This is a genomic window from Actinoallomurus sp. CA-142502 (genome assembly GCF_050936355.1).
Taxonomy (GTDB): Bacteria; Actinomycetota; Actinomycetes; order Streptosporangiales; family Streptosporangiaceae; genus Actinoallomurus; species Actinoallomurus iriomotensis.
Genome location: NZ_JBNJMY010000001.1, coordinates 9,720,362 through 9,742,532, shown reverse-complemented (window position 1 = coordinate 9,742,532; position 22,171 = coordinate 9,720,362). Strand labels below are relative to the sequence as shown.

The 22,171-nt window shown below is 71.3% G+C and carries 19 protein-coding genes; 9 read left to right on the top strand and 10 right to left on the bottom strand.

The window, feature by feature from the left end:
- Positions 1 to 12 precede the first annotated feature (12 nt).
- From ACQEV1_RS45610 to ACQEV1_RS45600, 3 genes are read left to right on the top strand one after another with little or no spacing between them, the layout of a single operon-like run.
- Positions 13 to 402, top strand: a complete 390-nt coding sequence (locus tag ACQEV1_RS45610; protein WP_285626438.1) for a F0F1 ATP synthase subunit epsilon — start codon at positions 13 to 15, stop codon at positions 400 to 402.
- A 34-nt stretch (positions 403 to 436) separates the two neighbouring features.
- The gene (locus ACQEV1_RS45605) at positions 437 to 874 is read left to right on the top strand and encodes a DUF2550 domain-containing protein (protein ID WP_285579657.1); all 438 of its coding nucleotides are present in this window, start codon (positions 437 to 439) and stop codon (positions 872 to 874) included.
- A gap of 52 nt (positions 875 to 926) precedes the next feature.
- Positions 927 to 1,907 carry a HEAT repeat domain-containing protein gene (locus tag ACQEV1_RS45600; RefSeq protein ID WP_433403482.1) on the top strand — a complete coding sequence of 327 codons (981 nt, stop codon included), beginning with the start codon at positions 927 to 929 and terminating at the stop codon, positions 1,905 to 1,907.
- Here ACQEV1_RS45600 and ACQEV1_RS45595 read toward each other — a convergent pair.
- Both ACQEV1_RS45595 and ACQEV1_RS45590 read right to left on the bottom strand, forming a co-directional pair.
- Positions 1,904 to 2,497, bottom strand: coding sequence for a cob(I)yrinic acid a,c-diamide adenosyltransferase (locus tag ACQEV1_RS45595; protein WP_285626442.1), 594 nt, complete (start codon positions 2,495 to 2,497; stop codon positions 1,904 to 1,906). The genes ACQEV1_RS45600 and ACQEV1_RS45595 overlap by 4 nt on opposite strands.
- 204 nt (positions 2,498 to 2,701) lie before the next feature.
- Positions 2,702 to 4,201 (bottom strand): M20/M25/M40 family metallo-hydrolase, encoded by a 1,500-nt coding sequence (locus ACQEV1_RS45590; protein ID WP_285626444.1) that lies wholly within the window; start codon positions 4,199 to 4,201, stop codon positions 2,702 to 2,704.
- Between the two features lie 196 nt (positions 4,202 to 4,397).
- On the opposite strand from ACQEV1_RS45590, the gene ACQEV1_RS45585 reads away from it, so the two are divergent.
- Positions 4,398 to 6,236, top strand: coding sequence for a GMC family oxidoreductase N-terminal domain-containing protein (locus ACQEV1_RS45585; protein ID WP_433406111.1), 1,839 nt, complete (start codon positions 4,398 to 4,400; stop codon positions 6,234 to 6,236).
- Between the two features lie 335 nt (positions 6,237 to 6,571).
- Here the strand turns inward: ACQEV1_RS45585 and ACQEV1_RS45580 are convergent, their stop codons facing one another.
- Positions 6,572 to 7,453: a LysR family transcriptional regulator gene (locus ACQEV1_RS45580; RefSeq protein WP_285626448.1), complete on the bottom strand. Its 882-nt coding sequence runs from the start codon at positions 7,451 to 7,453 to the stop codon at positions 6,572 to 6,574.
- Positions 7,454 to 7,536: 83 nt separating this feature from the next.
- On the opposite strand from ACQEV1_RS45580, the gene ACQEV1_RS45575 reads away from it, so the two are divergent.
- On the top strand, positions 7,537 to 8,262 hold the full coding sequence (locus tag ACQEV1_RS45575; protein ID WP_433403477.1) for an SDR family oxidoreductase: 726 nt from the start codon (positions 7,537 to 7,539) through the stop codon (positions 8,260 to 8,262).
- Between the two features lie 59 nt (positions 8,263 to 8,321).
- Positions 8,322 to 9,236, top strand: coding sequence for an SDR family oxidoreductase (locus ACQEV1_RS45570; protein WP_433403475.1), 915 nt, complete (start codon positions 8,322 to 8,324; stop codon positions 9,234 to 9,236).
- Here ACQEV1_RS45570 and ACQEV1_RS45565 read toward each other — a convergent pair.
- Positions 9,227 to 10,210: a helix-turn-helix transcriptional regulator gene (locus ACQEV1_RS45565; protein ID WP_433403472.1), complete on the bottom strand. Its 984-nt coding sequence runs from the start codon at positions 10,208 to 10,210 to the stop codon at positions 9,227 to 9,229. The two genes, ACQEV1_RS45570 and ACQEV1_RS45565, sit on opposite strands and share 10 nt — an antisense overlap.
- 112 nt (positions 10,211 to 10,322) lie before the next feature.
- Positions 10,323 to 10,922, bottom strand: coding sequence for a DUF4126 domain-containing protein (locus ACQEV1_RS45560; protein WP_433403469.1), 600 nt, complete (start codon positions 10,920 to 10,922; stop codon positions 10,323 to 10,325).
- Between the two features lie 178 nt (positions 10,923 to 11,100).
- Between ACQEV1_RS45560 and ACQEV1_RS45555 the strand changes: the two genes are divergently transcribed.
- Positions 11,101 to 12,078 carry an SGNH/GDSL hydrolase family protein gene (locus ACQEV1_RS45555; protein WP_433403466.1) on the top strand — a complete coding sequence of 326 codons (978 nt, stop codon included), beginning with the start codon at positions 11,101 to 11,103 and terminating at the stop codon, positions 12,076 to 12,078.
- Positions 12,079 to 12,095: 17 nt separating this feature from the next.
- Here ACQEV1_RS45555 and ACQEV1_RS45550 read toward each other — a convergent pair whose 3' ends face one another.
- Positions 12,096 to 13,139 carry an LLM class flavin-dependent oxidoreductase gene (locus ACQEV1_RS45550; protein WP_433403463.1) on the bottom strand — a complete coding sequence of 348 codons (1,044 nt, stop codon included), beginning with the start codon at positions 13,137 to 13,139 and terminating at the stop codon, positions 12,096 to 12,098.
- Positions 13,106 to 13,480 carry a VOC family protein gene (locus ACQEV1_RS45545; protein WP_433403460.1) on the bottom strand — a complete coding sequence of 125 codons (375 nt, stop codon included), beginning with the start codon at positions 13,478 to 13,480 and terminating at the stop codon, positions 13,106 to 13,108. The genes ACQEV1_RS45550 and ACQEV1_RS45545 overlap by 34 nt, the downstream gene beginning before the upstream one ends.
- A 112-nt stretch (positions 13,481 to 13,592) precedes the next feature.
- Between ACQEV1_RS45545 and ACQEV1_RS45540 the strand changes: the two genes are divergently transcribed.
- A complete protein-coding gene (locus ACQEV1_RS45540) occupies positions 13,593 to 14,225 on the top strand; it encodes a TetR/AcrR family transcriptional regulator (RefSeq protein ID WP_433403457.1) in 633 nt (210 codons plus the stop codon).
- Between the two features lie 275 nt (positions 14,226 to 14,500).
- On the opposite strand, the gene ACQEV1_RS45535 is transcribed toward ACQEV1_RS45540, so the two are convergent.
- The gene (locus ACQEV1_RS45535; RefSeq protein ID WP_433403455.1) at positions 14,501 to 16,000 is read right to left on the bottom strand and encodes an aldehyde dehydrogenase family protein; all 1,500 of its coding nucleotides are present in this window, start codon (positions 15,998 to 16,000) and stop codon (positions 14,501 to 14,503) included.
- Positions 16,001 to 16,327: 327 nt separating this feature from the next.
- On the opposite strand from ACQEV1_RS45535, the gene ACQEV1_RS45530 reads away from it, so the two are divergent.
- Complete coding sequence (locus ACQEV1_RS45530) at positions 16,328 to 16,996, top strand: CHAP domain-containing protein (protein WP_285626468.1); 669 nt, start codon at positions 16,328 to 16,330, stop codon at positions 16,994 to 16,996.
- Here the strand turns inward: ACQEV1_RS45530 and ACQEV1_RS45525 are convergent.
- Positions 16,993 to 21,795 (bottom strand): HD domain-containing protein, encoded by a 4,803-nt coding sequence (locus ACQEV1_RS45525; protein WP_433403451.1) that lies wholly within the window; start codon positions 21,793 to 21,795, stop codon positions 16,993 to 16,995. The two genes, ACQEV1_RS45530 and ACQEV1_RS45525, sit on opposite strands and share 4 nt — an antisense overlap.
- 10 nt (positions 21,796 to 21,805) lie before the next feature.
- Positions 21,806 to 22,153, bottom strand: a complete 348-nt coding sequence (locus ACQEV1_RS45520; RefSeq protein WP_433403448.1) for a Pepco domain-containing protein — start codon at positions 22,151 to 22,153, stop codon at positions 21,806 to 21,808.
- Positions 22,154 to 22,171: the final 18 nt, after the last annotated feature.

Sequence of the window (22,171 nt, the reverse complement as noted above, 5' to 3'; positions counted from 1 at the left end):
GAGGAGAACGAAGTGGCAAAGCTACGCGTGGAGCTGGTCTCGCCGGAGCGCGAGATCTGGGCCGGCGAAGCCGATATGGTCGTGGCCAAGACCATCGAGGGTGAGATGGGCATCCTGCCCGGCCACGCGCCGGTCCTCGGCGTGATGGTGGACGGCAGCGTGGTCCGCATCCACCCGTCCGACGGCGGTGATCCCGTCGCGGCGATGGTCTCCGGCGGGTTCTTCTCGGTCGCCTCCAACGAGGTGTCGGTACTCGCGGAGTACGCCGAGCTGGGCGGCGAGATCGATGTCCGCGCCGCCCGCGAGGAGTACGAACGCGTGTCGGCGCAGGAGGGCGAGGAGGCCGCCGCGGCGCAGCGCCGGGCGCGGGCGCGGCTGAGGGCCGCCGGCCAAGAAGTCTGATCGGCACCGATCTCCGCGGGGGAAGCAGGGGGGAGTGGGCGGGCACCTGGCACTCGATGTGGGGGCGGCCCTTGCCGCCGCCCTGCTGGCGGTCATCGTCGTGTTCGCCATGCTCTCGGTACGGCGCTGGCTGCTCGAACGCCGTGGCGGCACGGTGGAGTGCAGCCTGCGCGAGCCGGACGGCCGTGGCGTGTGGCGGCTGGGCATCGGCCGCTACAACGGTGACGAGTTGCTCTGGTTCGCGATCTTCGGTTTTCGGTTCAGGCCCCGGCGGGTGGTTCACCGCCGGGGCCTCGTCGTCGCCGGCCGCCGCACGCCGAAGGCCGAAGAAGAGGCCGCTCTCCAGCCGGACACGGGCATCGTCGAGGTACGCGACGACGGGCTCACCGTCGAGCTGGCGATGAGCGGCGCCGCCCTGACCGGCTTCCTGGCCTGGCTGGAGGCCTCCCCGCCGGGCTCGTCGCTCAACTGAGACGCCGGAAAACCGCTGGCATCAGGGCGCCCGGCCGGGTGAGGATGCCGGGGTGGAGGATCTGGTCGGCCGGGCCGTCGAGCTGGCCCGAGACGCCGGGGACGACGACTACACGCCCGTCTGGGCGGTCCTCGGCGAGATGGCGCAGGACGGGCCGGCGTCGCTCCTGGCCGGCGTGGACCTGCTCGCCTCACCCGATCCGGTGGTCCGCGCGGTCGGGTGTGACCTGCTGGGCCGCGCCAGTGAACGGCACGAGACGGTCCGCGCGGACGCCGCGTCCGCACTGCTCACCCTCGCGCCGTCCGAGACAGACGTCGACGTGCTCTGGTCGATCGCGCAGGCCCTCGGCAGCACATTCGACCACCGGGCCGAGCCCGTCCTGGTCTTCCTGTCCGCGCATCCGGACCCCGACGTCCGCCTCAAGGCGGCCCAGGCACTGCCCTCGATGCCGGCCGGAGAGGCGGTGGCCGGCGCGCTGATCCGGCTCACCGCCGATCCCGATCCGCGGGTACGGAACTGGGCGACCTTCGGCCTCGGCAGCCAGACCGACGCCGACACGCCCGCCGTACGGGAGGCGCTCTGGGCACGGGTCGGCGACGACGGCGAGGACGTGCACGCCGAGGCGGTCTTCGGACTGGCGCGGCGGCGCGATCCCCGGGCCACCGCCCTCGTCATCGAGCTCCTCGACGCGGAGCAGGGCATCTATTCGTGGGGGCTGGAGGCCGCCGCGTGCCTGCGCGACCCGGCGCTGCTGCCGCACCTGGCCGGGTACGACGCGGCCTCTGCTCCGGTCGCGACGGCACTGCGGGAGTGCGACCCGGCGGCACGGCTGCGGCGGGACGACTTCGCCGCGGCGCTGCTCGACGCCGTGTACGACCGGAGCCCGGCGGCGGACCCCACGGTGTTCTCCACGCTGCTCGAGACGGGGCTCACGCTGCGGACGACCGGCGCCGGAGGCACACTCATCTGGTCGGTGGAGGCCCTGATGGAACGGGCCGGAGGCGACCCGCACCGGGCGGCGGGCGAGCTCTAGCGTTCGCCGCCGGGTTTCCAGAGGATGTCGCCGGTCTCGGCGTTGGCGAGGCGGCCCAGGATGAACAGCAGGTCGGACAGGCGGTTGAGGTAGCGGGCGGTCAGCGGGTTCATGTCGTCGTGCGCCTCGAAGGCCGCCCACGTCGAGCGCTCCGCCCGCCGTACGACCGTGCGGGCCACGTGGAGCAGCGCGCCGCCCGGTGTGCCGCCCGGCAGGATGAAGCTGCGCAGCGTCGGCAGGCCCTCGTTGTGCTCGTCGCAGTCCGCCTCCAGCCGGGTGACGTACTCCTCGGTGACCCGCAGCGGTGGGAACTCCGGGCTCTCCACGACCGGCGTGCACAGGTCCGCGCCGACGTCGAACAGCTCGTTCTGCACCCGCCGCAGGACGGCGGCGATCGCGCCGGGCAGGCCGCCGAGGGAGATCGCCGCGCCGATCGCGCTGTTGGCCTCGTCGACGTCCGCGTACGCGACGAGCCGTGGGTCGGTCTTGGCGGTACGGCTCATGTCGCCGAGGTTGGTCGTGCCGTCGTCACCGGTGCGGGTGTAGATCTTCGAGAGCACGACCGGCTGGTCGTCGCGGTCCTTGGCCATGTCACCCACCCTAGAGAATCGATTCGCCGGTGTAGGCAACGTCGGGTGGCGTCTGGTGCGTCTTCCCAGGTGACAGCCGTTCCGTAGCCGTTCGCGCGGGCCGGCCTGACAAGTGGCGCCCGGCGGACCTCGGGGGCGTGCCGGGCGCCACGATATCGCGTGCCCCCGGCCGCACCGCGCGGAGCGGCCGGGGTACGCCCTCGCTCAGCCGGTGACCAGGTTCGCGGGCGCGCGCTTCGCCTGTGGCAGCAGGGCCGTACGGGCCGTGGCGTGGTCGCCGTTGACCGGCAGCGTGCTCTTGGCGAACACCTGGACGGCGTGCGCGGCGCCGTCGGCGAGCTGGTCCAGGATCGTGTCGTTGTTGTTGGCGTAGGTGTCGCAGGCCTGGTGGTAGCAGCCGTCGTACGGCTGGCCGGCCTCGCCGCCGTAGATCTTGGCCTCCTCGGCGGTCTTGAGCTTCTCGGCGCCGGAGTCGAGCCCGCCGGCCGGGATCCCGTTGTCGATGAACGGTCCGTAGTCCGAGCGCCCGTCGAACGTGCTCGGCGACGTCTGCAGCTTGCGCGCGCCGAAGTACTCCAGGAAGACCTTCTCGATCGCGCCGGAGCCGGCGGGCGGGTTGGTGCCGGCGCCTTCGGAGTCGTCACCGTCGTAGACGCCCCGGCGGCCGTTGGGCGAGCCCAGCATGTCGAAGTTGAGGTTCAGCGCGATCGTGGCGCGCTGGGCGGCGGTCAGGTGCGTCACGTAGTACGTGGAGCCGAGCAGCCCCTCTTCTTCGGCGCCCCAGAACGCGAACCGGACCTTGTTTTTGATCTGGTCGCCGAGCCGGCCGATCTGCTCGGCGACGGTGAGCGCCGTGGCGGTGCCGCTGCCGTTGTCGTTGATGCCGGGGCCCTTGGTGACGCTGTCGAGGTGGGCGCCCATGACGACCACGTTGTCGTCGCGGCCGCGTTCGGTGTCGGCGATCACGTTGTGCGCGATGCGCTGCTCATTGATCGTGCTGGTCTTGACGTGCAGCGTCAGGGTGCCCGCGGCCGCCGCCTTCACCAGGTCGGTGCCGAGCTGGAAGCTCGGGCCGATGACCGGGATCCGCCAGGCCTGTCCCGCCGTGCCGGAGACCGGTCCCGTCCGGTCCGGTGCGGTGCCGTCGTTGTAGATCGCGATGGCGGCGGCGCCGGCGGTCTGCGCGTTGCTGGCCTTGTCGGCGAAAGTGCAGCCGCCCCGCTTGACCAGCGCGATCTCGCCCTTGGCGAGCCCGGTGAAGTCGGCCGGCTCACAGCCGCTGCCCACTCCGGCGCCGTCCGGGTCGATGGCGCGGGCCACCGCGGTGACGTCGCCCGAACCGGAGTAGTCCAGCGTCTCGAAGTCGGTGCCGTACTTGTAGGTCGGCCCGCCGGGGCGCTCGAAGACGGCCGGGGTCTTCTCCTTGTAGTACGCGAACGGGAAGTCCTGGACGGTGGGCTGGTAGCCCGCCTTCTTCAGCTGCTTGACGACGTACTGGGTCGAGACCTCGAAGCCGGGCTCGCCGGCGGCGCGGGTGCCGCCGTTGTACGTGGCGATGGTCTGCAGGTCGTGCTGGTGTCTGCGGATGTCCTGCAGCTTGACCAGCCGGTCCAGGCGGGCGTGGCCGGCCGCGTCGGCGGGAGCCGCGGTGGCGACCGAGACGGCGGCGAGGCCGATGAGGGTACCGATGGCGATTGTGCGCACGAGCGCCCCTTCTAACGAGTAAAGCGGAGGTAATGCACCTGAGATTGACACGGCAGTCATCCCCCGGCCAGATGCCGTGACCCACTCGTGCTGCGGATCTAAGTCTGTTTCTCTAGAATCGCGTTCGGTGCACTGACCCCGTACGTCCCGATATCGGTATGGTTTGCCGAGGTTCCCCCACGCCCCGGAGGCGGCCGTGTACGACTACATCATCGTCGGTGCCGGCAGCGCGGGCTGCGTGCTCGCCAACCGGCTGAGCGCGGACTCCAGCGCGCGTGTCCTGCTCCTGGAGGCCGGACCGCCGGACGACGCAGCCGAGATCCACATCCCGGCCGGGCTGCAGACCCTGTTCAAGGGCCCGTACGACTGGGACTTCACGACGACACCGCAGGAGAACGCGCACGGGCGCGGCGTCTACTGGCCGCGCGGCCGCACGCTCGGCGGCAGCTCGTCGACGAACGCGATGATCTACATCCGCGGTCACCGGCACGACTACGACACCTGGCGCGACGAGTACGGCTGCAAGGGCTGGGGGTACGCCGACGTGCTGCCGTACTTCCGCCGTGCCGAGGACCAGCAGCGCGGCGAGTCGCAGTACCACGGCGTCGGCGGACCGCTGCGGGTGGAGGACCTGCGGTACAAGCATCCGCTGACCCGCTCGTGGGTCGAGTCCGCGCAGGCGTTCGGCCTGCCGGCCAACGACGACTTCAACGGCGCCGAGCAGGACGGCGTCGGCCACTACCAGGTGACCCAGCGGCGCGGCCGGCGCTGGTCGACCGCCGACGCGTACCTGCGGCCCGCGCTCGACCGCCCGAACCTCACCGTGCGGACCGACGCGCTCGCCACGAAGGTGCTGGTCGAGAAGGGTCGGGCGGTCGGCGTACGGTACCTGACCGGCGGCCGCACGGAGGACGCGCTCGCCCAGCGCGAGGTCGTCCTGTGCGGTGGCGCGGTCAACTCGCCGCAGCTGCTGATGCTGTCCGGCCTCGGCCCGGCCGACCATCTGCGGTCACTGGACATCGACGTCGTCGCCGACCTGCCCGCCGTCGGCACCGGCCTGCAGGACCACCCGATCGTCCCGGTCATGTGGCACACGCCGGGCACGAAGGCGTTCTGGGAGGGCGCGAACCTGCGGAGCCTGCTGCTCTGGCAGTCGCTGGGCCGCGGGCCGTACGCCTCGAACGTCGCCGAGGCCGGCGGTTTCGTCCGGACCTCGCCGAGCCTGCCGGCGCCGGACCTGCAGTACCACGTGCTCGGCACCCCGTACGTGGGCCAGGGCCTGGTCGAGGTGGCGGAACGGATGATCTCGGTGTTCGTGACGGCGGTCGCCGTGGCGAGCCGCGGCACGATCACGCTGAGGTCGGCCGATCCGCGCTGGAAGCCGCTGATCGATCCGGCGTACCTTCGGGAGACCGCCGACCTGGAGGTGCTTCTCGCCGGCGTCCGTCAGGCGCGGGAGATCGCGGGCAACCGCCCGTTCGCGCGGATCAGCGGCGGCGAGGCGAGCCCGGGGGAGGGCAGCGACCTGACCGACTGGATCCGGCACGAGGTCGTGACGCTCTACCACCCGACCAGCACGTGCGCGATGGGCGGGACCGACGACGCGGTGTGCGACCCGGAGCTGCGCGTCCGCGGCGTCGACGGACTGCGGGTCGTGGACGCCTCGGTGATGCCGGCCGTGCCGCGCGGCAACACCAACGCCCCGACCATCGCGATCGCCGAACGCGCCGCCGACCTGATCATCGGCGGCCCGCTTCTGCCTCCCGCCGACCTGACCGCCGGAGCGGCGGAGGCCACGGCGTTGCTGGAGCCGGTCGGGACGGACGCGCAGCCGACGACGGTGCTCGCGCCGGCCGAGGTGGACGCCGAAGAGACGACGGTGATGAAGCCGGTCGGCGCGGACGCCGAGGAGACGACGGTGATGAGGCCGGTCGAGGCGGGTCCCGAGGAGACGACGGTGCTCGAACCGGTCGAGGCGGATCCTGAGCCCGCTGAGCCGACCGCGCCGGCGAAGCCCGTGGCCGACGAGGACTGAACCGGGTCATACGAGAAGTCCCGCCGGGTCCGGAGAGATTCCGGACCGGGCGGGACTCGGTGTTCAGACGGCCGCGGCGTCACCGCGCCCGGCCCTTGCGGGCCCGGCGGGCGTCCTGTACGTCCGCGCTGAGGTCGCGAACGTGCTCGTTCATGATCGCCTTGAGAATCTCGGGGTGCATCGTGGCTCCTCGTGGTGCGAACCGGTCGGTCCGGCCTCGCACTCTCAAGATTCGGGCTAAGAGGGGTACCGGCACATCGGGACGATGCACTATCCGCGCCCCCCGGTGAGCCCCCAGCCGCCTTAGAAGGTCTTAGGGCATGCGCGGCCGGGTCTTACCGGCCCGTGGACGAAGACGGTGCGGCGTCGCGCAGCCCGGCCGCCGAGCGGACGAGCGATGCGACCGCCGGGGAGCGGCTGCTCGGCGGCCATGCGATCACCGTGGTCACCTCCGGCGCGTCGACGACGGGCACCGCGACGTGCTCGGGCCACTGCCAGGCACGGCTGGAGGCGGGGATGACCAGCAGCGTTCTGCCGAGCGCCACGAGCTGAGCGAGCTGCGACTGGGTGCGCACCTCCGGTCCGGGTCCGTCCGGGTAGGACCCGTCGAGCCGGGGCCATCGAGCGATCGGCAGGTCCGGCACGTCGCGGACATCCGCCAGCGTGAGCCGATCGCGGGACGCGAGCGGATGCGCCGCGGGCAGGATCGCGACCTGGCCTTCGACGCAGAGGTCCTCGGTGTCGAACCCGGCGAGGTCGTCGAACGGGCGATGCATGAGCGCCACGTCGGCGTGCCCGTCGCGGAGCAGCCGTGCCTGCTCGCCGACCTCGCACAGGAGGACCTCGACCGGTGCCGCACCGGGTTCGCTCGCTTGCGCGTCGAGGAGCCGTCGCAGCAGCTCGTGGGACGCCCCGGCCTTCGTCACGAGCACCAGCGGCCGCTTCGGGTCTCCGGCCCGTCGCGTCCGGCGCGCAGCGGCCGCGACCGCGTCGAGGGCCCCTCCGGCCTCCCGGAGCAGCACTCCGCCGGCGTCGGTGAGCGCCACGCCACGACGGTTCCGGTCGAAGAGCTGGACGCCGAGCCGTCGCTCCAGCCGGCGGATCGCGCGCGAGAGCGGCGGTTGTGCGATTCCGAGCCGATCGGCGGCGCGTCCGAAGTGCAGTTCTTCGGCGACGGCGACGAAGTATCGGAGCTCGCGGGTCTCGAGGTCGTCCACGCGAGCAGCCTACCGAGTGATACCCGGTGAGTATCACAGCGGATCGAGGCGGTGTTGGACGATGAGCGCGCGGCTCGCCGAGCATGGATCGAGTGAACGACACGAAGACCGCGCTGGTCACCGGCGCGAACAAGGGAATCGGCTTCGCCGTCGCGCAGGGTCTCGGGGCGCTCGGCTTCACGGTCGCGGTGGGGGCTCGCGACGACGCCAGGCGCGAGGAGGCCGTCGAGCGACTGCGCGCCGCGGGCGTCGACGCGTTCGGGGTCGCCCTCGACGTCACCTCCGACGACAGCGTCGCCGCGGCGGCGGCGACGATCGAGCAGAGGGCAGGGCGGCTCGACGTGCTCGTCAACAACGCGGGCATCTCCGGGCGGACCGACGGTGGCGCGCAGGATCCGACGACCCTCGACCTCGACGTCGTCCGCACCGTCCTCGACACGAACGTGTTCGGGGTCGTCCGGGTGACGAACGCGATGCTTCCGCTGCTCCGCCGCGCGGGCTCCCCACGCATCGTCAACATGTCGAGCAACATGGGCTCGCTGACGCTGCGGACCGGCCCGATCATGGCCGCGTACGCACCGTCGAAGTCGATGCTCAACAGCGTCACGGCACAGTACGCCCGCCGGTTCGCCGAGACGAATGTCATCGTGAACGCCGCCTGCCCCGGCTACGTGGCGACCGACTTCACCGGCTTCAACGCGCCGCGGACGCCCGAGCAGGGGGCCGCGATCGCGATCCGGCTCGCCACGCTGCCGGATGACGGTCCGCGCGGCGGCTTCTTCGACGACGAGGGCGTCGTCCCCTGGTGACGCCGGACGCGCGAAAAGTCAGACGTTCGCTGTCAGGTATTTCTGTGAGCATTCCTGCCATGAAGAACACGTTGACAGGGAAGGTCGCTCTGGTCGCGGGGGCGACACGGGGCGCGGGCCGGGGCATCGCCGTCGAGCTGGGCGCGGCGGGGGCCACGGTCTACGTGACGGGCCGCAGTACACGAGAACACCGCTCGGAGATGGACCGGGTGGAGACGATCGAGGAGACCGCCGAGCTCGTGACCGCCGCCGGCGGTCAGGGGATCGCCGTCCAGGTAGATCATCTGGAGAAGGACCAGGTGAAGTCCCTCATCGAGCGAATCGATCGCCGGCACGGGCGGCTGGACGTCCTCGTCAACGACATCTGGGGCGGCGAGCTGCTGTTCGGCTGGAACGAGAAGGTGTGGGAGCACTCGCTGGACAAAGGCCTGCGCATCCTGCGCCTGGCGATCGACACCCACATCATCACCAGCCACTACGCCCTGCCGCTGATGATCCGGGAACCGGGCGGTCTGGTCGTCGAGGTCACCGACGGCACCACCGCCTACAACGCGGAGAACTACCGCATCTCCGTGTTCTACGACCTGGCCAAGACCTCGGTGAACCGCTTGGCGTTCGCGCAGTCGAAGGAGCTGGCGCCGTACGGGGTGACCGCCGTTTCCCTGACACCGGGCTGGATGCGCTCGGAGATCATGCTGGACGCGTTCGGCGTCACGGAGGCGACCTGGTGCGACGCGCTGGACAGACAGCCGCATTTCGTCATCTCGGAAACGCCTGCCTACGTGGGGCGTGCGGTCGCGGCGCTCGCGGCCGATCCCGAGGTCGCGCGGTGGAACGGGGAGTCGCTGTCCAGCGGGCAGCTCGCCGGTGTCTACGGCTTCACCGATGTGGACGGAAGCCGGCCTGACGCGTGGCGCTACCTCGTCGAGGTACAGGACGCCGGCAAGCCTGCCGATGCGACGGGTTACCGCTGAGCCCGGTACATCCGGGCGAGCCGGTCCGCCGCCTCCGCCATGCGGGTGCGCAGTCGCGGAGGGTCGAGGACCTCCACCTCGGGGCCGAGCCGTAGCAGCATGTCATAGGCGACGTCGAGGGATTCGACGGGCAGCCGGGTGGTCACCCGCCCCTGCTCGTCGGGACTCCCGGCGGCCTCGTGTGCCTGTTCGAAGGCGGGTGGTTCGACGGCGAACCGCAACGTTCGCATCCCCCGCGGACTCAACCGGATGGTGACGTGCTCGGCCAGCAACGAGGCGACGAACCGCGCGGTGTGCTCGGCCCAGAACCCCGGTAGGTCGAAGGACTCGTCACGGTCGAACGGCGTCTGAGCCGACTCGACGGCAACGATCCGGTCCACACGGTAGGTCCGGTAGTCCGTCCCCACCCGCCCCACGAGGTACCAGACACCCGCCTTGAGCACGAGCCCGTACGGATGCACCGTACGGGACACCTCACGGCCGTTCTCCTGGCCCCGGCGGTAGCGCAGCTCGACGGCCTGGTCCCGCCAGACCGCCTGGGCCAGGTCGGCCAGGAGCGGCGGCGGATCGGCGGCGGCGAACCAGCCGGGAACGTCCAGATGAAACCGTTGCCCGGCCCGCGCCGGGGCGTCGTGCAACGCGGCCGGCAGCGCCGCGATCACCTTCAGCCGCGCACCGGCGACGGCATCGGCCAGCCCCATCTCCTGGACCGGACCGGGAAGCCCGGAAAGGAACAGCGCCTCGGCCTCGGCGCGGCTCAGCCCGGTCAACCGGGTCCGATAGCCGCCGACCAGGCGATAGCCGCCATTTCGGCCCTGCTCGGCGTAGACGGGCACGCCCGCCGCGGAGAGCGCCAGCACGTCCCGATACACCGTTCGCTCGGATACTTCCAGCTCGCGCGCCAACTCCGCGGCCGTCATCGCCTCACGAGACTGAAGCAGCAACACCAAGGAGATCAGCCGAGATACCCGCATCCCCTCATCTTGTGAGATGAGGGGATGCGGTACTCGTCCGGGCCGGCGGAACCGGCAGCCGTACACGGCGGAAGGCGTTGACCAGTGCCGGCGCGTACCGTCCCTCCACGGGTCAGCCGATCCGCTCCGGCGAGCGGCGTCCGCGGCGCCATCTGCGGACTCTTCGTATCAGCCGCCATCCGATCAGGGCGAACACGATCAGGACCAGGACGACGAGCGCCGGGACCAGCACCGCGATGAGGCTCATCCCCAGTGACATCGCGTCTTCCGCCGCGCTCACGAAGGGCGTGCCGAGCCCGACCGTGCCGGCGTTGATGACGGGACGCGCACCGGCCTTGGTGAGGTGCACGCACAGTGCGACGACGATGCCGAGCACCCAGCCCACCCAGGGATGACCGGCCATCCACGCGGAGTGGTCGACCTTCGCCGCCGCGTCCGAGGCGGCGAAGACGGCACCGCCGGCCGCGGGCCGTACGAACGTCTGGATCGCGTCGTTGACATGGTCGACGACGGCGACCTTGTCGAGCACGACCTCCGCGGCGAGCAGGATCACCACGGCCGTGAGCGCCCATCCGTTGCTCATCCACGCGAACTGGTGCGGCAGCGCGATCGCGTCGGTGAAGCGGGCGAGCAGACCGACCACCAGGATCGGGATATAGGCGTTCAGACCGGCCGATGCGGACAGGCCGAGCCCGGTCAGGGTCGCGAACATGCCAGTTAAGACGTCGCCGACAGGAAGGAAGGTTCCTCCGGGAACCCACAGCCCTGTCACGAGCGTCGATCTAGCGGGCGTACAGGACTATTTTTCGTGTCGGGAAGGCAGGGGTATGGCAGCGCTGTGGCGCCGGATTCGTACGCGGCGTGGAGCCCTTGTCGCCCTTCCTCTCGCATTGACGCTGCTGGCCGCGGTCGTCGCGGTGCCGGTCGGGCTGTCGCAGCGATGCCGGGTCTTCGGGCAGGGCTGCCGGACGCCGCGCCCGCGGCCCAAGCCGCAGCCCCGGGCGCTCACCCCGCTGGAGGCCGCCACGCGCGGCGGGTACGTCGCTCTCGGCGACTCCTATTCCTCCGGCGAGGGCGCCTGGAATCCGAGCTCCGACCGCGCGTACGTCAACGGTGGCGCGGAGAGCTGCCACCGCTCGCGACAGTCCTACTTCCCGACGGTCTCGCAGGCGTACAGGTTCGCCAAGATCGGGGGCTTCTGGGCGTGCAGCGGCGCGCGCACCGAGAACCTGCTGAACGTCGGGGAGCGCGGTGAGCCCCCGCAGCTCGACCGGCTGACGGCCGACACCAGCCTCGTGACGCTCAGCATCGGCGGCAATGACATCGGCTTCTCGGAGATCGTCGAGAGGTGCGTCGTGAAGCTGCCCTGGTCGTCGGCGTGCCGCGCCCAGGACACCGACATCCGCACGCGGATGGCCGCGTTGCCCACGTCGCTCCGCTCGGCCCTCGACGGAATCGCTCAGCGGGCGCCGTACGCGCGGGTCCTCGTGCTCGGCTACCCGCGGCCGTTCCCGGTCGCGCCGCAGCGGTCCGTCGACAACATCGGCGCCGCCGACCAGGGGTTCCTCAACGGGGTCGTGCACGATCTCGACAACACGATCTACCTCGCCGCGCGGGACGCCGACCGGCGTCTCGTCGCGGCGCGGAAGCCGGGCAGCGTGGAGTTCGTGGACACGTACCAGGCGTTCACCGGCCACGAACTCGGCACCGGGCAGCCGTACCTCAACGCGCTCGACCTCAGCGTCAGCGAGTTCGTGGCGACCCGCAGCTTTCATCCGAACCCACTCGGATACCAGAGGTTCGGGGAGCTGACGAACCGGCAGATCCAGGCGGGGCCGGGCCGGCAGATCTACCAGTGGCGGCAGTGACTCCGTCGCGGTCCGGCTTACGAGCAGGCCGCCTCGGCGAACGCCTCGAGCTCGCCGGGGACGTCCGGACCGGCCGGGACGTACACGACCTCGGTGACGCCGGCGGTGCCGACCTCGTCGAACCGGGCGGCGATGGACGCGGCGTCACCTGTCCAGCCGTACTTGAGGATCGCCGGTCCCGCCGCGGTGACGAGGGGATGGTCGCGTTCGGTCAGCCGGGAAAGGTGACCCTGATGGGCGATGAGGTGGCGTTGGCCCTCGGGCCGCGCGGCTTCGATCGCGGCACGCCACTCCTTGCCGCCGGGCATGGCGTCGACGGCCTCCCCGGCGCTCTGCCACGTGGCGTGAACGATGCTGGCATAGCCGGGGCCGGCGGCCTCGATGACGCGCGGGCTGGTGTGATCCTCACCCGGCCGCAGGACCGTGCCGAACCTGAGCAGCGCGCACTCCGTCCAGTCGAGGCGGGAGCCATGATCACCTTCCGGTGGCATGCCGGTCATGACGACGCGTGGCACATGGAGGTCCCGTGCGGTGGCGAATCCCTTCGGGCCTGAGGCCGCCACCCACAGGGGCACGTCGATCGGCCGCGGAGGTCCGAGGCCGGGAAGGTGCATCATCTGCCCCGGCCGGCCGTCGATGTCGACGACCTCGCCGCTGAGCAGCGCCCGCACCTGCCGGACATGGCGGGCGAGGTCGGCCCAGGTGATGGGCTTCGTTCCCAGAGCGTGCCGGGCCGTGTAGCCGGTCCCGAAGGCGACGGCCAACCGGCCGGGCGCGAGCTCGTGAACGGAGCCGATGGCCGACGCGGTCACCATCGGGTGCCGCAGGCTCGGTACGGCCACACCGGTGGCGAGCCCGATCCGATCGGTCTCGGCCGCGATGCGCGCGAGCGCCACCCACATGTCGCCGTGAAGCGCCGGTGAGTCGAACAGCCAGACACGCCGGTAGCCGAGCCGCTCGGCGAGCCTGGCCCGGCCGACGACATCGGCCGTCGGCGGGAGCGCGCAGGAGTAGCCGGGGCGGTGCGTCATGACCTGCTCGCGGCGGGAGCGTGTTCCCACAGGGCGATCGTGGCGCCTTCGGGATCCTCGATGACGATCACGGAACCGGCCGGGAGGTCCACCCGCGGCCGCACGATGGTCGCGCCGAGCTCCGTCGCGCGCTCGACGGCGTCCTTCAGGTCGGTGACCAGCGCGTACGGGATCCACTGCGGCCGGCGATCGTCGCCGTCGGCGAGCTGCGTGACGCCTCCCCACGGGCCGTCGGCGTCGACGAACATCGGAACGGTGACGGGTCCGGCCGGGACGTCGGCGACCGTCCAGCCGAACAACTCGGCGTAGAAACGCCGCGAGACCTCAAGGTCGCCGGTCCGGAGGTCCATGAAGAAGAACGGTTGGGCCACGACTGCCTCTCTTCGTCGGTGCGGTGGCGTCCGCACACGTAAATCAGGACGCGCGTCCCGAACATTAGGACACGCGTCCTGATAATGCAACGAGCGAGTACGCTCCTGCCTCATGGGGTCATCCTCGGAAAACCGGGCGAGGCGGTGGTCGCCGAATCAGCGCGCCAAGCAGGAGCAGATCATCGAAGCGGCCAAGGAGGTCCTGGCGCGCGACGGCCTGGCCGCGTGCACGGCGCGCGCGGTGGCCGACGCCAGCCCGCTGACCAAGAGCGCGATCCACTACTACTTCGATGACATGGACGAGATCATCGACGGTGCGATGGCGCGTCACATGAGCGGGTGCCTCGACCGCATCCGCGCGGCCGCGGACGAGCACGAGCGGCCGGTCGACCGCTTCTGGGCCGCTGTCCGGACGTACCTGGAGATATTCGCCGAGCGGCCGAACGCGGCACTGCTGTGGTTCAGCTACTGGGTGGACGTGGGACAGAAGTCCCGTCTCGAGCCGATCGACCGGATGCACCAGGCGATGATCGGTGTGCTTCGCGACCTGCTGGCCGACATCCCGGTCGACGACCCGCCCGGGCGTGCCCACGCGCTGTTCTCGTACCTGCTCGGCACCCTCATGCAGCAGGCCGTACGTCCGCTGCCGTTCGCCGAGTTGATGCCGGAGATCGCGAGCGTGTGCCGCCTGGACTCCGCCGGTTCCGGAGAAGGCCGGGCCGCGCAGGTGCCGCCCGAGCGCTGAGTTCCGCGTGGGAGCGGACGATCGGAACGCCGGGCTCGCGTACGGAGCTGCGCACCGGCGACGAACCCCGTCCGGCCGGAGGGCGTCCCAACCAGAGCGGGATTCGACGGCGGTGCGCAGACCTCGTCCGGTGCCCGCCCTGCAAGCGTCGGGCTAAGGCGGCCACTCCCACATGGGGACTATGCACTATCCCGGGGCCTCAGGTGGGGCCTTAGACCAAGACATGGGACAAAAGTGCCGGGGCCGCCGCGTCCGAAGGCACGGCGGCCAGGGCGTCACTTGTAGCGTTTTCCGTGCAGCAGGTTGACCAGCTGCAGCGCCCTGGCCATGTCCTTGTCGCTGCGCTGGAACGAGGTCAGGTTCATCGACGAGAACCGCTGCCGCGTGATCGACTTCGCGCGGGCGAACTCGCGGAGGCCGTCCGCGCCGTGGATGCGGCCGAAGCCCGAGTCGCCGACTCCGCCGAACGGCAGCGCGGGGATGGCCGCGAAGGCGATCACCCCGTTGATGGAGGTCATGCCGCTGCGCAGGCGCCGTGCGGCGTTCATTGCGGCCGACCTGCTGCCCGAGAAGATCGTGCCCGCCAGGCCGTACGGGGTCGCGTTGGCGCGGGCGACGGCCTCGTCCACGCTCTTGACCCGGTGCACGGTGATGGTCGGCCCGAACGTCTCCTCGCACACCGCCGACGAGTCGTCCGGCACGTCGAGGAGGATCACCGGCTCGACGTACGGCTCCTTCACCGACGAGGGGCCGCCGACGACGGCCTTGCCGCCCTGGGCGACCGCGTCGTCGATGTGGCGCTTGATGATGCCGAGCTGGCCCGGCATGGTGATCGGTCCGTACGACGCGCCGCGGTCCTCGCCGGGGCGCAGGGCCCGCGCCTGCTCGGTCAGCCTGTCGACGAACGTCTCGTACACGCTGTCCACCACGTAGACGCGTTCGACTCCCACGCACGTCTGGCCGGCGTTCGACATCGCGCCCCACAGCGCGGCGTCCGCGGCGCCGTCGACGTCCGCGTCGGCGTCGACGATGAAGGCGTCCTTGCCCCCGCACTCGGCCACGATCGGGGTGAGGCGCTCGGCGCAGGCGGCCATCACCTTGCGAGCGGTCGGCGTCGAGCCGGTGAAGGCGATCTTGTCCACGGCGCCGCCGGCCAGCGCCGCGCCGGTCTCGCCGAAGCCGGTCACGACCTGCAGGACCGGCTGCTCGGGCACGATGCTGGCGACGATCTCGGCGAGCAGCGTCGCGACACCGGGGGTGTACTCCGACGGCTTGAACACCACGGCGTTGCCCGCCGCGAGGGCGTACCCGATCGAGCCCATCGGCGTGAACAGCGGATAGTTCCACGGTCCGATGACGCCGACGACGCCGAGCGGCTGGTACTCCAGGACGGCCTTCTGGTTGATCGACAACAGGCCGGGGAACAGCCGGCGCGGCCCGAGGACCTTCTCCGCCTTCCGCGCGGCCCAGTCGAGGTGGGTGATGGCCAGCACCACCTCGAGCTGCGCGTCCTCGATCGGCTTGCCGGTCTCCCGGTGGATGAGGGTGGCGACCCGGTTGAGCGACCGCGTGAGCGCGCCCTTGACGTTCAGCAGGCGGACCCGGCGTTCCTTCCATCCCAGGCCGGCCCACCACACGGCCGCGTCGCGAGCGCGTTCGATCGCGGCGTCGACCGCCTCCTTCCCGTGGACCGGATGCTCGCCGACGATCTCGCCGGTCGCCGGGCTGAGGGACTGGAAGCTCTCCGTGGTCTCGGCATCCATGGTCGCTGTCATCGCCACCACCCACTAGAAGGAGATTCTGTTGTTCGTAAAATTACCGCAACCGATCCGGCCTGGCCTGGCTGTTCCGGGCCCCGGCCGGAGCAACGTACGCCCCAGGCATCACGCGTTTCCCCACCGTGACGGCGAGAAGCGAGAATGTGGCCCGTATCACATCCCAGGGCCGCTGACCAGGGCTTTTGTCTTGCTACGTTGCGATAAATCTTGCGGTTCACCTCCGAGTCACCCGCAAGTCCTCGGTTGAGCACATCCCTCGTGCCGTAGATCGTCTTCTCTCCGTCCCCTGATCCCGGATGCGGCGGGAAGCCAAGGAGTGCCCTCGTGTCCCTTTCCCCCCGATACGCAGCGATCCCCCTCCGCGAGCGTCTCGCGGACCCGTTCCGCGGGCGTCTCGCCATGCCGCTGCGCGGGCGCCTCGCCGTCGTCGTCGCCGGCGTCATGGCGTTCGTCGCGGCCGTGACCATCGTGATCGCGGCGGTCGTCGGGATCCAGCGCCCCCTCCCCACCGCCGCCGACGCGCTGAAGGTCGCCGTCTCCCAGGTCGGCACCACGGAGAACGCCGCCGGCGGCAGCAAGTTCAACGAGTGGTTCATGTCCTCGCCGTACGCCCGCGCCGGCGTGGAGCGGGACGGCGGGTCGGTCGGCGACTACGCGAACGCCAGCTGGTGCGACATGTTCGTGTCCTGGGTGGGAGTCCAGGCCGGCGTCAAGGGGATGGGCGGCGACGCGTTCACCCCGTCGCACGCCCGGTGGTTCCAGGACCAGGGCCGCTGGGGGACCGTCCCCAAGCCCGGCGCGGTCGTGTTCTTCTCCTGGAGCGGGAGCAGGTCGATCGGCGACATCGACCACGTCGGCATGGTCATCAAGGACAACCACGACGGCACCATCCGCACCGTCGAGGGCAACACGGACGACGCCGTGAAGATCCGCACCCGGAGCACCGACAACGTCGTCGGCTACGGCTACCCCGAGTACGGCCACCAGAGCTAGCCGCCGGGAAAGGACCACACGTCCTCGGGGAAGGGCGTCTCCGGAACATCGAAGCCGAGCGACCGCAGACGATCCCGGATATCCGGGATGGGGAGGTTCGTCTGGGCGGCGCCGGCGACCAGGTTCCAGAGCGGTACCGACGCCTCCTGGCGCAGCCACCAGCCGCAGTCGCTGTTACGGCGTGAGTGGAGCGCGTCGGGCGACGGCAGAACGGCGAGTTCGCGGCTGATCAGGATGAGGTCGTTCGTGTCGACCCGTCTCCCCGGAAGAGGCGGAAGCGCGAAGCCGAGCTCCTCGAGACGGAAGGCCACCTCCGCCGTCGTCCGGCGCGACCGCTCAGCGGCCGTGACCAGATGGCCCACCGGGACGACCTCGTCGGGGAGCCAGGGCCATTCACCGGTCAGGTCCCGGCTGATGAGCACGCGGTCACCGGGTCGCAGCGCGCCGAGGTCGAGCAGGTGCGGCGGCACCAGGTACCCGAGCTGGGCGAGCCGGCGCGCGGCCGCTCCGATGGAACATTCCAGCCGCTCGGCCGCGGCGACGGCGTGGCCAGCGGAGACGGGAATGGGGACACCGTCGTCGTCCCACTGGCGCAGAACCGGGCCGTCTCCCGTCAGATTCCGGGTGACGATGAGGTGGTCTCCCGGCTGGGTTTCTCCGGCGTCCGGCAGCCCGGCGGCGACGTGGACTCCCAGCTCCGCGAGACGTCCCGCGACCTCGCCCACCGGACGTTCGGTACTCCTGGCCGCTTCGATCACCTGCCAGGAGAGGACCCGGTGCTCCATGGACAGCCAGGGCGCCTCGCCGTCACAGTTCACGCTGACGATCGCGAGGTCGGGCACGCTCGCCTGGTCGAGCGACTCCGGGACGTCGAATCCGAGTCCGGTCAGGCGCCGGGCCACCTCGCCGACGCTCAGCCCGAGCCGTTGCGAGGCGAGGATCACGTGCCCGATCGGGACGATCGCTGTCCCGGACCGCATCGGGGGGCGCCCGTCCAGGCTCTGGCTGATCAACCGGCGATCCTCCGGTGGGACCGGTCCGCCGTCCACCAGGTCGTCGGGGACGGTGAAGCCGAACTCCGCCAGACGCGCGGCGACGCGGCCGACGTCGCGGTTCAGCTGTGCCGCGGCGGCGATGACGTGACCCGCGGGTACCTGGATCGGCCGGCCCGCTTCGTCGTACCGCCTCAGCCAGGGAGCCCCGCCCTCCAGATGCCTGCTGAGCAGGATGCGGTCCGCCGGTTCGGCGTTGTCGGTGCCCGGCGGCTCGGCCGGCATGGTGAATCCGAAGGCCTCCAGCCGGTCGGTGACCTGGCTGATCGGCCGGCCCAGTTGTGCGGCGGCGGCGATGATGTGTCCGATGTCGACGGGAATCGGGGTCGCGTCGCCGTCGTGGGTGCGTAGCCATGGCCAGACGCCGTCGAGGTCGCGGCTGAGCAGGATGAGATCGGCCGGCTCGGCGTCTCCCATGGAGTCGGCGATGGCGGGGACGTCGTATCCCAGTTCGCCGAGACGACGTGCCACCTCGCCGATGGAGTACCCGGTGTGCGCCGCCGCCGTGACGATGTGATGGGTGGGAACGGGGGCGTCGACGGGCAGCCAGCAGTGTTCCCGCCCATGCGCGAGGTAGCCCTGTCGCGGCTCGGTGTCCAGGATGTTCGCGTCCGAGGGGCGCGCCCGTACGCCCGGCGCGGAGGGTCGGGTGCCACGCGCCGACTCGATGGCCGCCACCCGCCACGCGACCAGGTGGTCCGGCAGGGGCTCCGCGCCCCGCGTCTCGCGGCGTCGGGCCTGGCTGCGAAGGGCGTACTCCGGCCTGCGATAGGAGCGGTGCGGCCGCATGAGGTGCCGATCGGGAGCGAACAACCCGAGTGCGGTGGTGTCCAGGTCCCAGCCGCACGGGGTGAGCGCGCGCCCGGACTCGACGATCGTGTGAAAGGCCAGGTCGGCGACGACCGGCTGCTCTTCCGCGAACTCGCAGAGCCAGTCGAAGGTGGGGAAGGCGCGGTCGGGCTCCGCGAAGACGTGGACCGCGCCTGACAACACGCGGGTGAGGATCTTCCGGTTCCGCGCGGATTCGAGGAGCCGCGTGCGGTCGACCGAGAGCTGCGGAGTGTTCTCGCCGGTCAGGTTGACGATGACACCGAAGCAGTCCTCGAGCGTGTTCAGCCCGTCGGCCAGCACGGCGCCCTGGCCGTCGCACCACCACACGGACGTGCCCTCCACGGGATGGAGCGCGTCGTCACGTGAGTCCCGCAGCCGGCGGGGTTCCCACCGCTCGACGAACGCTCCATCCGCCGCGTCCGTCCGGAACTCCGAGTAGCGGAGCACCTGGCTCAGGATCACGGTGCATGACACGGGGCTCTGGTCGCCGGTGGTGCGGAGGTGGAGCCGTACGACGGTGCCGGCGTCCGTGCCCGGGCCGTGGGACTGGATGTGGAAGAGGGTGCCCGGTCCGGCGATGGAGACCCGCAGGCGGCGGCCCGGGGTGCCGTCCCGGCCGAGGCGGCAGGTGGTCACCGTGATCTCGTCGGCGAGCATGAAGTAGCTCAGCACCCCGATCCCGAACTGGCTGTTCGGGTAGAGCCGCACCGGATCCTCCAGCGCCTCCCACTCCGCCTGCTCCTCGATGAACTCCGGAAGCTCGGCGAACCTGCCGCCCGCCTGCGCGAAGACGTCGCGGAGTTCGCGGACCTCCATGCCGATGCCGTTGTCCTCGCAGTCGATGTACGGGCGGCCCTGGTCGTCGATGCCCTGGGTGAACCGGATGCGCGGCGTCCACTCGGGCAGGTCCGTTCCGGTGCGCCCCAGGTACTCGGTGCGCGCCTGCCGGTAGCGGCAGGCGTCGAGGGCGTTCTGGTAGATCTCCCGGATGGCCAGGTTCACGTCGCCGTACAGCTGCTCGCCCATGAGGAGTTCCTGCACGCGTTCCTCGTCGAGCTGGAACCGGATGCCGGCCGAGGTGTAGGCGGCCGTCCCGTCGACCTCGGCCGCCCGTACCTGCGCGGCGTCGACGTGGCCGGGCAGGCCTTCGAGGGTTCGGAGGGACGGGTCGTCGGAGTTCTTGATGTCGGTGAGGAGCCGCTCCAGCGCGGTGACGTGCTCTCTGAGCGCGACCTCGACCGCGGGATGCGGGCAGGCCGCCCGCAGCGCCCGCCCGGCGCCCCTGGGCTCCCAGCGCGCCTCCTCCAGCGCCTGCTTCACGGCCGCGGGTACGACCGGGTGGGCGATTCCGGCGTGCTCGATGACCACGGCGGGCAGGCGCGTGACCTCGATCGCCAGGCGGTGCGCGACGACCAGCAGGTAGCTCACCATGCGTTCGCGGAGCCGCTGTTCGCCGATGCGGCCCGGGGCGATGACGAGGGTCGAGGACAGCCCCTGCGGCCGGTCCGTGCGGGCGATGAAGCCCGGATCGGCGTACAGCATCCGGATCATCTCGCTGAGCCGGTCGGCGGACAGCACCTCCTTGGCGAGGGGGCCGCCCGCCGCGCCTCCGGGGAGCGACGCGCCGACCGCCCGAGGCGTGAGCGCGTCGGCCCGTCCGGTGATCCAGCGGTGCAGGAACCACCAGCCGATCTGGCCCGCCACCTCCCGATCGCCGGTCTGGGCGGCACCGGCCGCGCGGCGCAGGAGGCGGGGATGCTTCCGCGCGTAGGCCTCGAACGCCTCCCGCTCCGGGACCGGCGCGGCGCCGTCCGTCAGGTCCGCGGGCCGCACCGCGCTCGCGCCGGCCGCCACCCGCGCCCAGTGGGCGTCATGGACGAACGGCAGGGCGACGAGCAGGGCCGCCTCCGCCGCCGACAGGCGCAGGTCCGTCAGCAGCGAGCCCAGGATGAAATTCATCCGCTCGGTCATCCGCAGGGCGAACCGCGTGTCGTCCCACGGGTCGGCCGTCAGCCGCGCCCCGGCCGTCCGGCGTTCGGCCGCCAGCGTGCGCACCAGCGCGATGACGTCGTCGCGGAGCGACTCGTACCCGTGCGCGCCGTCGGCCTTCTGCCACGCGACGTGCGCGGTCGCCGCCGCGACCCAGTCGTCGGCCTCGTGGTCGGCGGAGGGCAGGCCGGGGAGCAGTACGAACGCGTCGTGGTCCGCCTCGCCGGCCAGCCGGATCCGCTGGGGCGGGAGGCGGTGCTCGGTGGTGAGCGCGGTCATGTGGTCGGCGAGCGCGTCGGCGAACCGCGCCAGGGTGGTGGACGTCGATCCTTCGGCGACCGTGCGTTCGACGGCGCGCGCGAACAGGCTGAACGGCTTGCCCTCCGGCTCGTCCGGGACGTACCGGGCGACCTCGCCCGGTGAGCAGGGGAACAGCCAGGCGACGCTCCGCCGGGCCGATCTCGCGATCTTCTCCGGGGCCCACGCGGTGCGTGCCGCGACCGACTTGGTGTTCTCGTGAAAACCCTCCCGGCAGGCGTCCACGAGAAAGACGATGCCGGCCGCGGGACTGCCGTCGATCGCGGATCCCCACGCGGTCAGGGGGACGGCCACGTCGGCGAGCCGGAGCCAGCGCAGGTCGGCGTCGCTGGGGAGCAGGTAGTCGACGCCGTCGCCGTGGGCGCCGTGACCGCTCAGGTAGACCAGGAGCGTGTCGCCCTCGCGGGCGGTGGCCAGGAAACGGCTGACCTCGGTCCTGATCCGGATCTGGCCCAGCCGGCCGCCGTCGCCGGGGATGTCGGTGGAGAATCCGCGGGACTCCAGCGCCATCGCGACGTTGACCAGGTCGTCCGTGACGAAGGGGAGGTCTTTGATGCCCTGGTCGTCGTACTCGGCGACACCCAGCAGCAGCGCGCGGAACCGGTCCATCGCGCCGGTCTCAGCGGCCGAAGACCAGAGTGATCGCGGCCTTGGCGCCGACCTTGGCGGTGCCGACGAGCTGGACGCCGCCCTCGGCCGAGACCTCCAGCCCGATCTGGGCCTCCTTGAGGGGCAGATCGCCCGCCTCGGCCGCCAGCTCGTCGAAGACGGCCCGCAGGGAGCCGATGGTGCGCCGGAGGTTCTCCTTGAGCGCGTCGACCGGGATCTGCCGCAGCGCCGCCGCGCCGTCCGCACCGGAGAACAGTCCCATCGTGTGGCCGTCGTCGTCATCCACGGCGACGATGACGGGCAGCGTGTCGATCACGTCGGCCGACGAAAGCTCGTGAAAGGGCTGTTCTCCAGTCATGACCTCGCCGTCCGCATA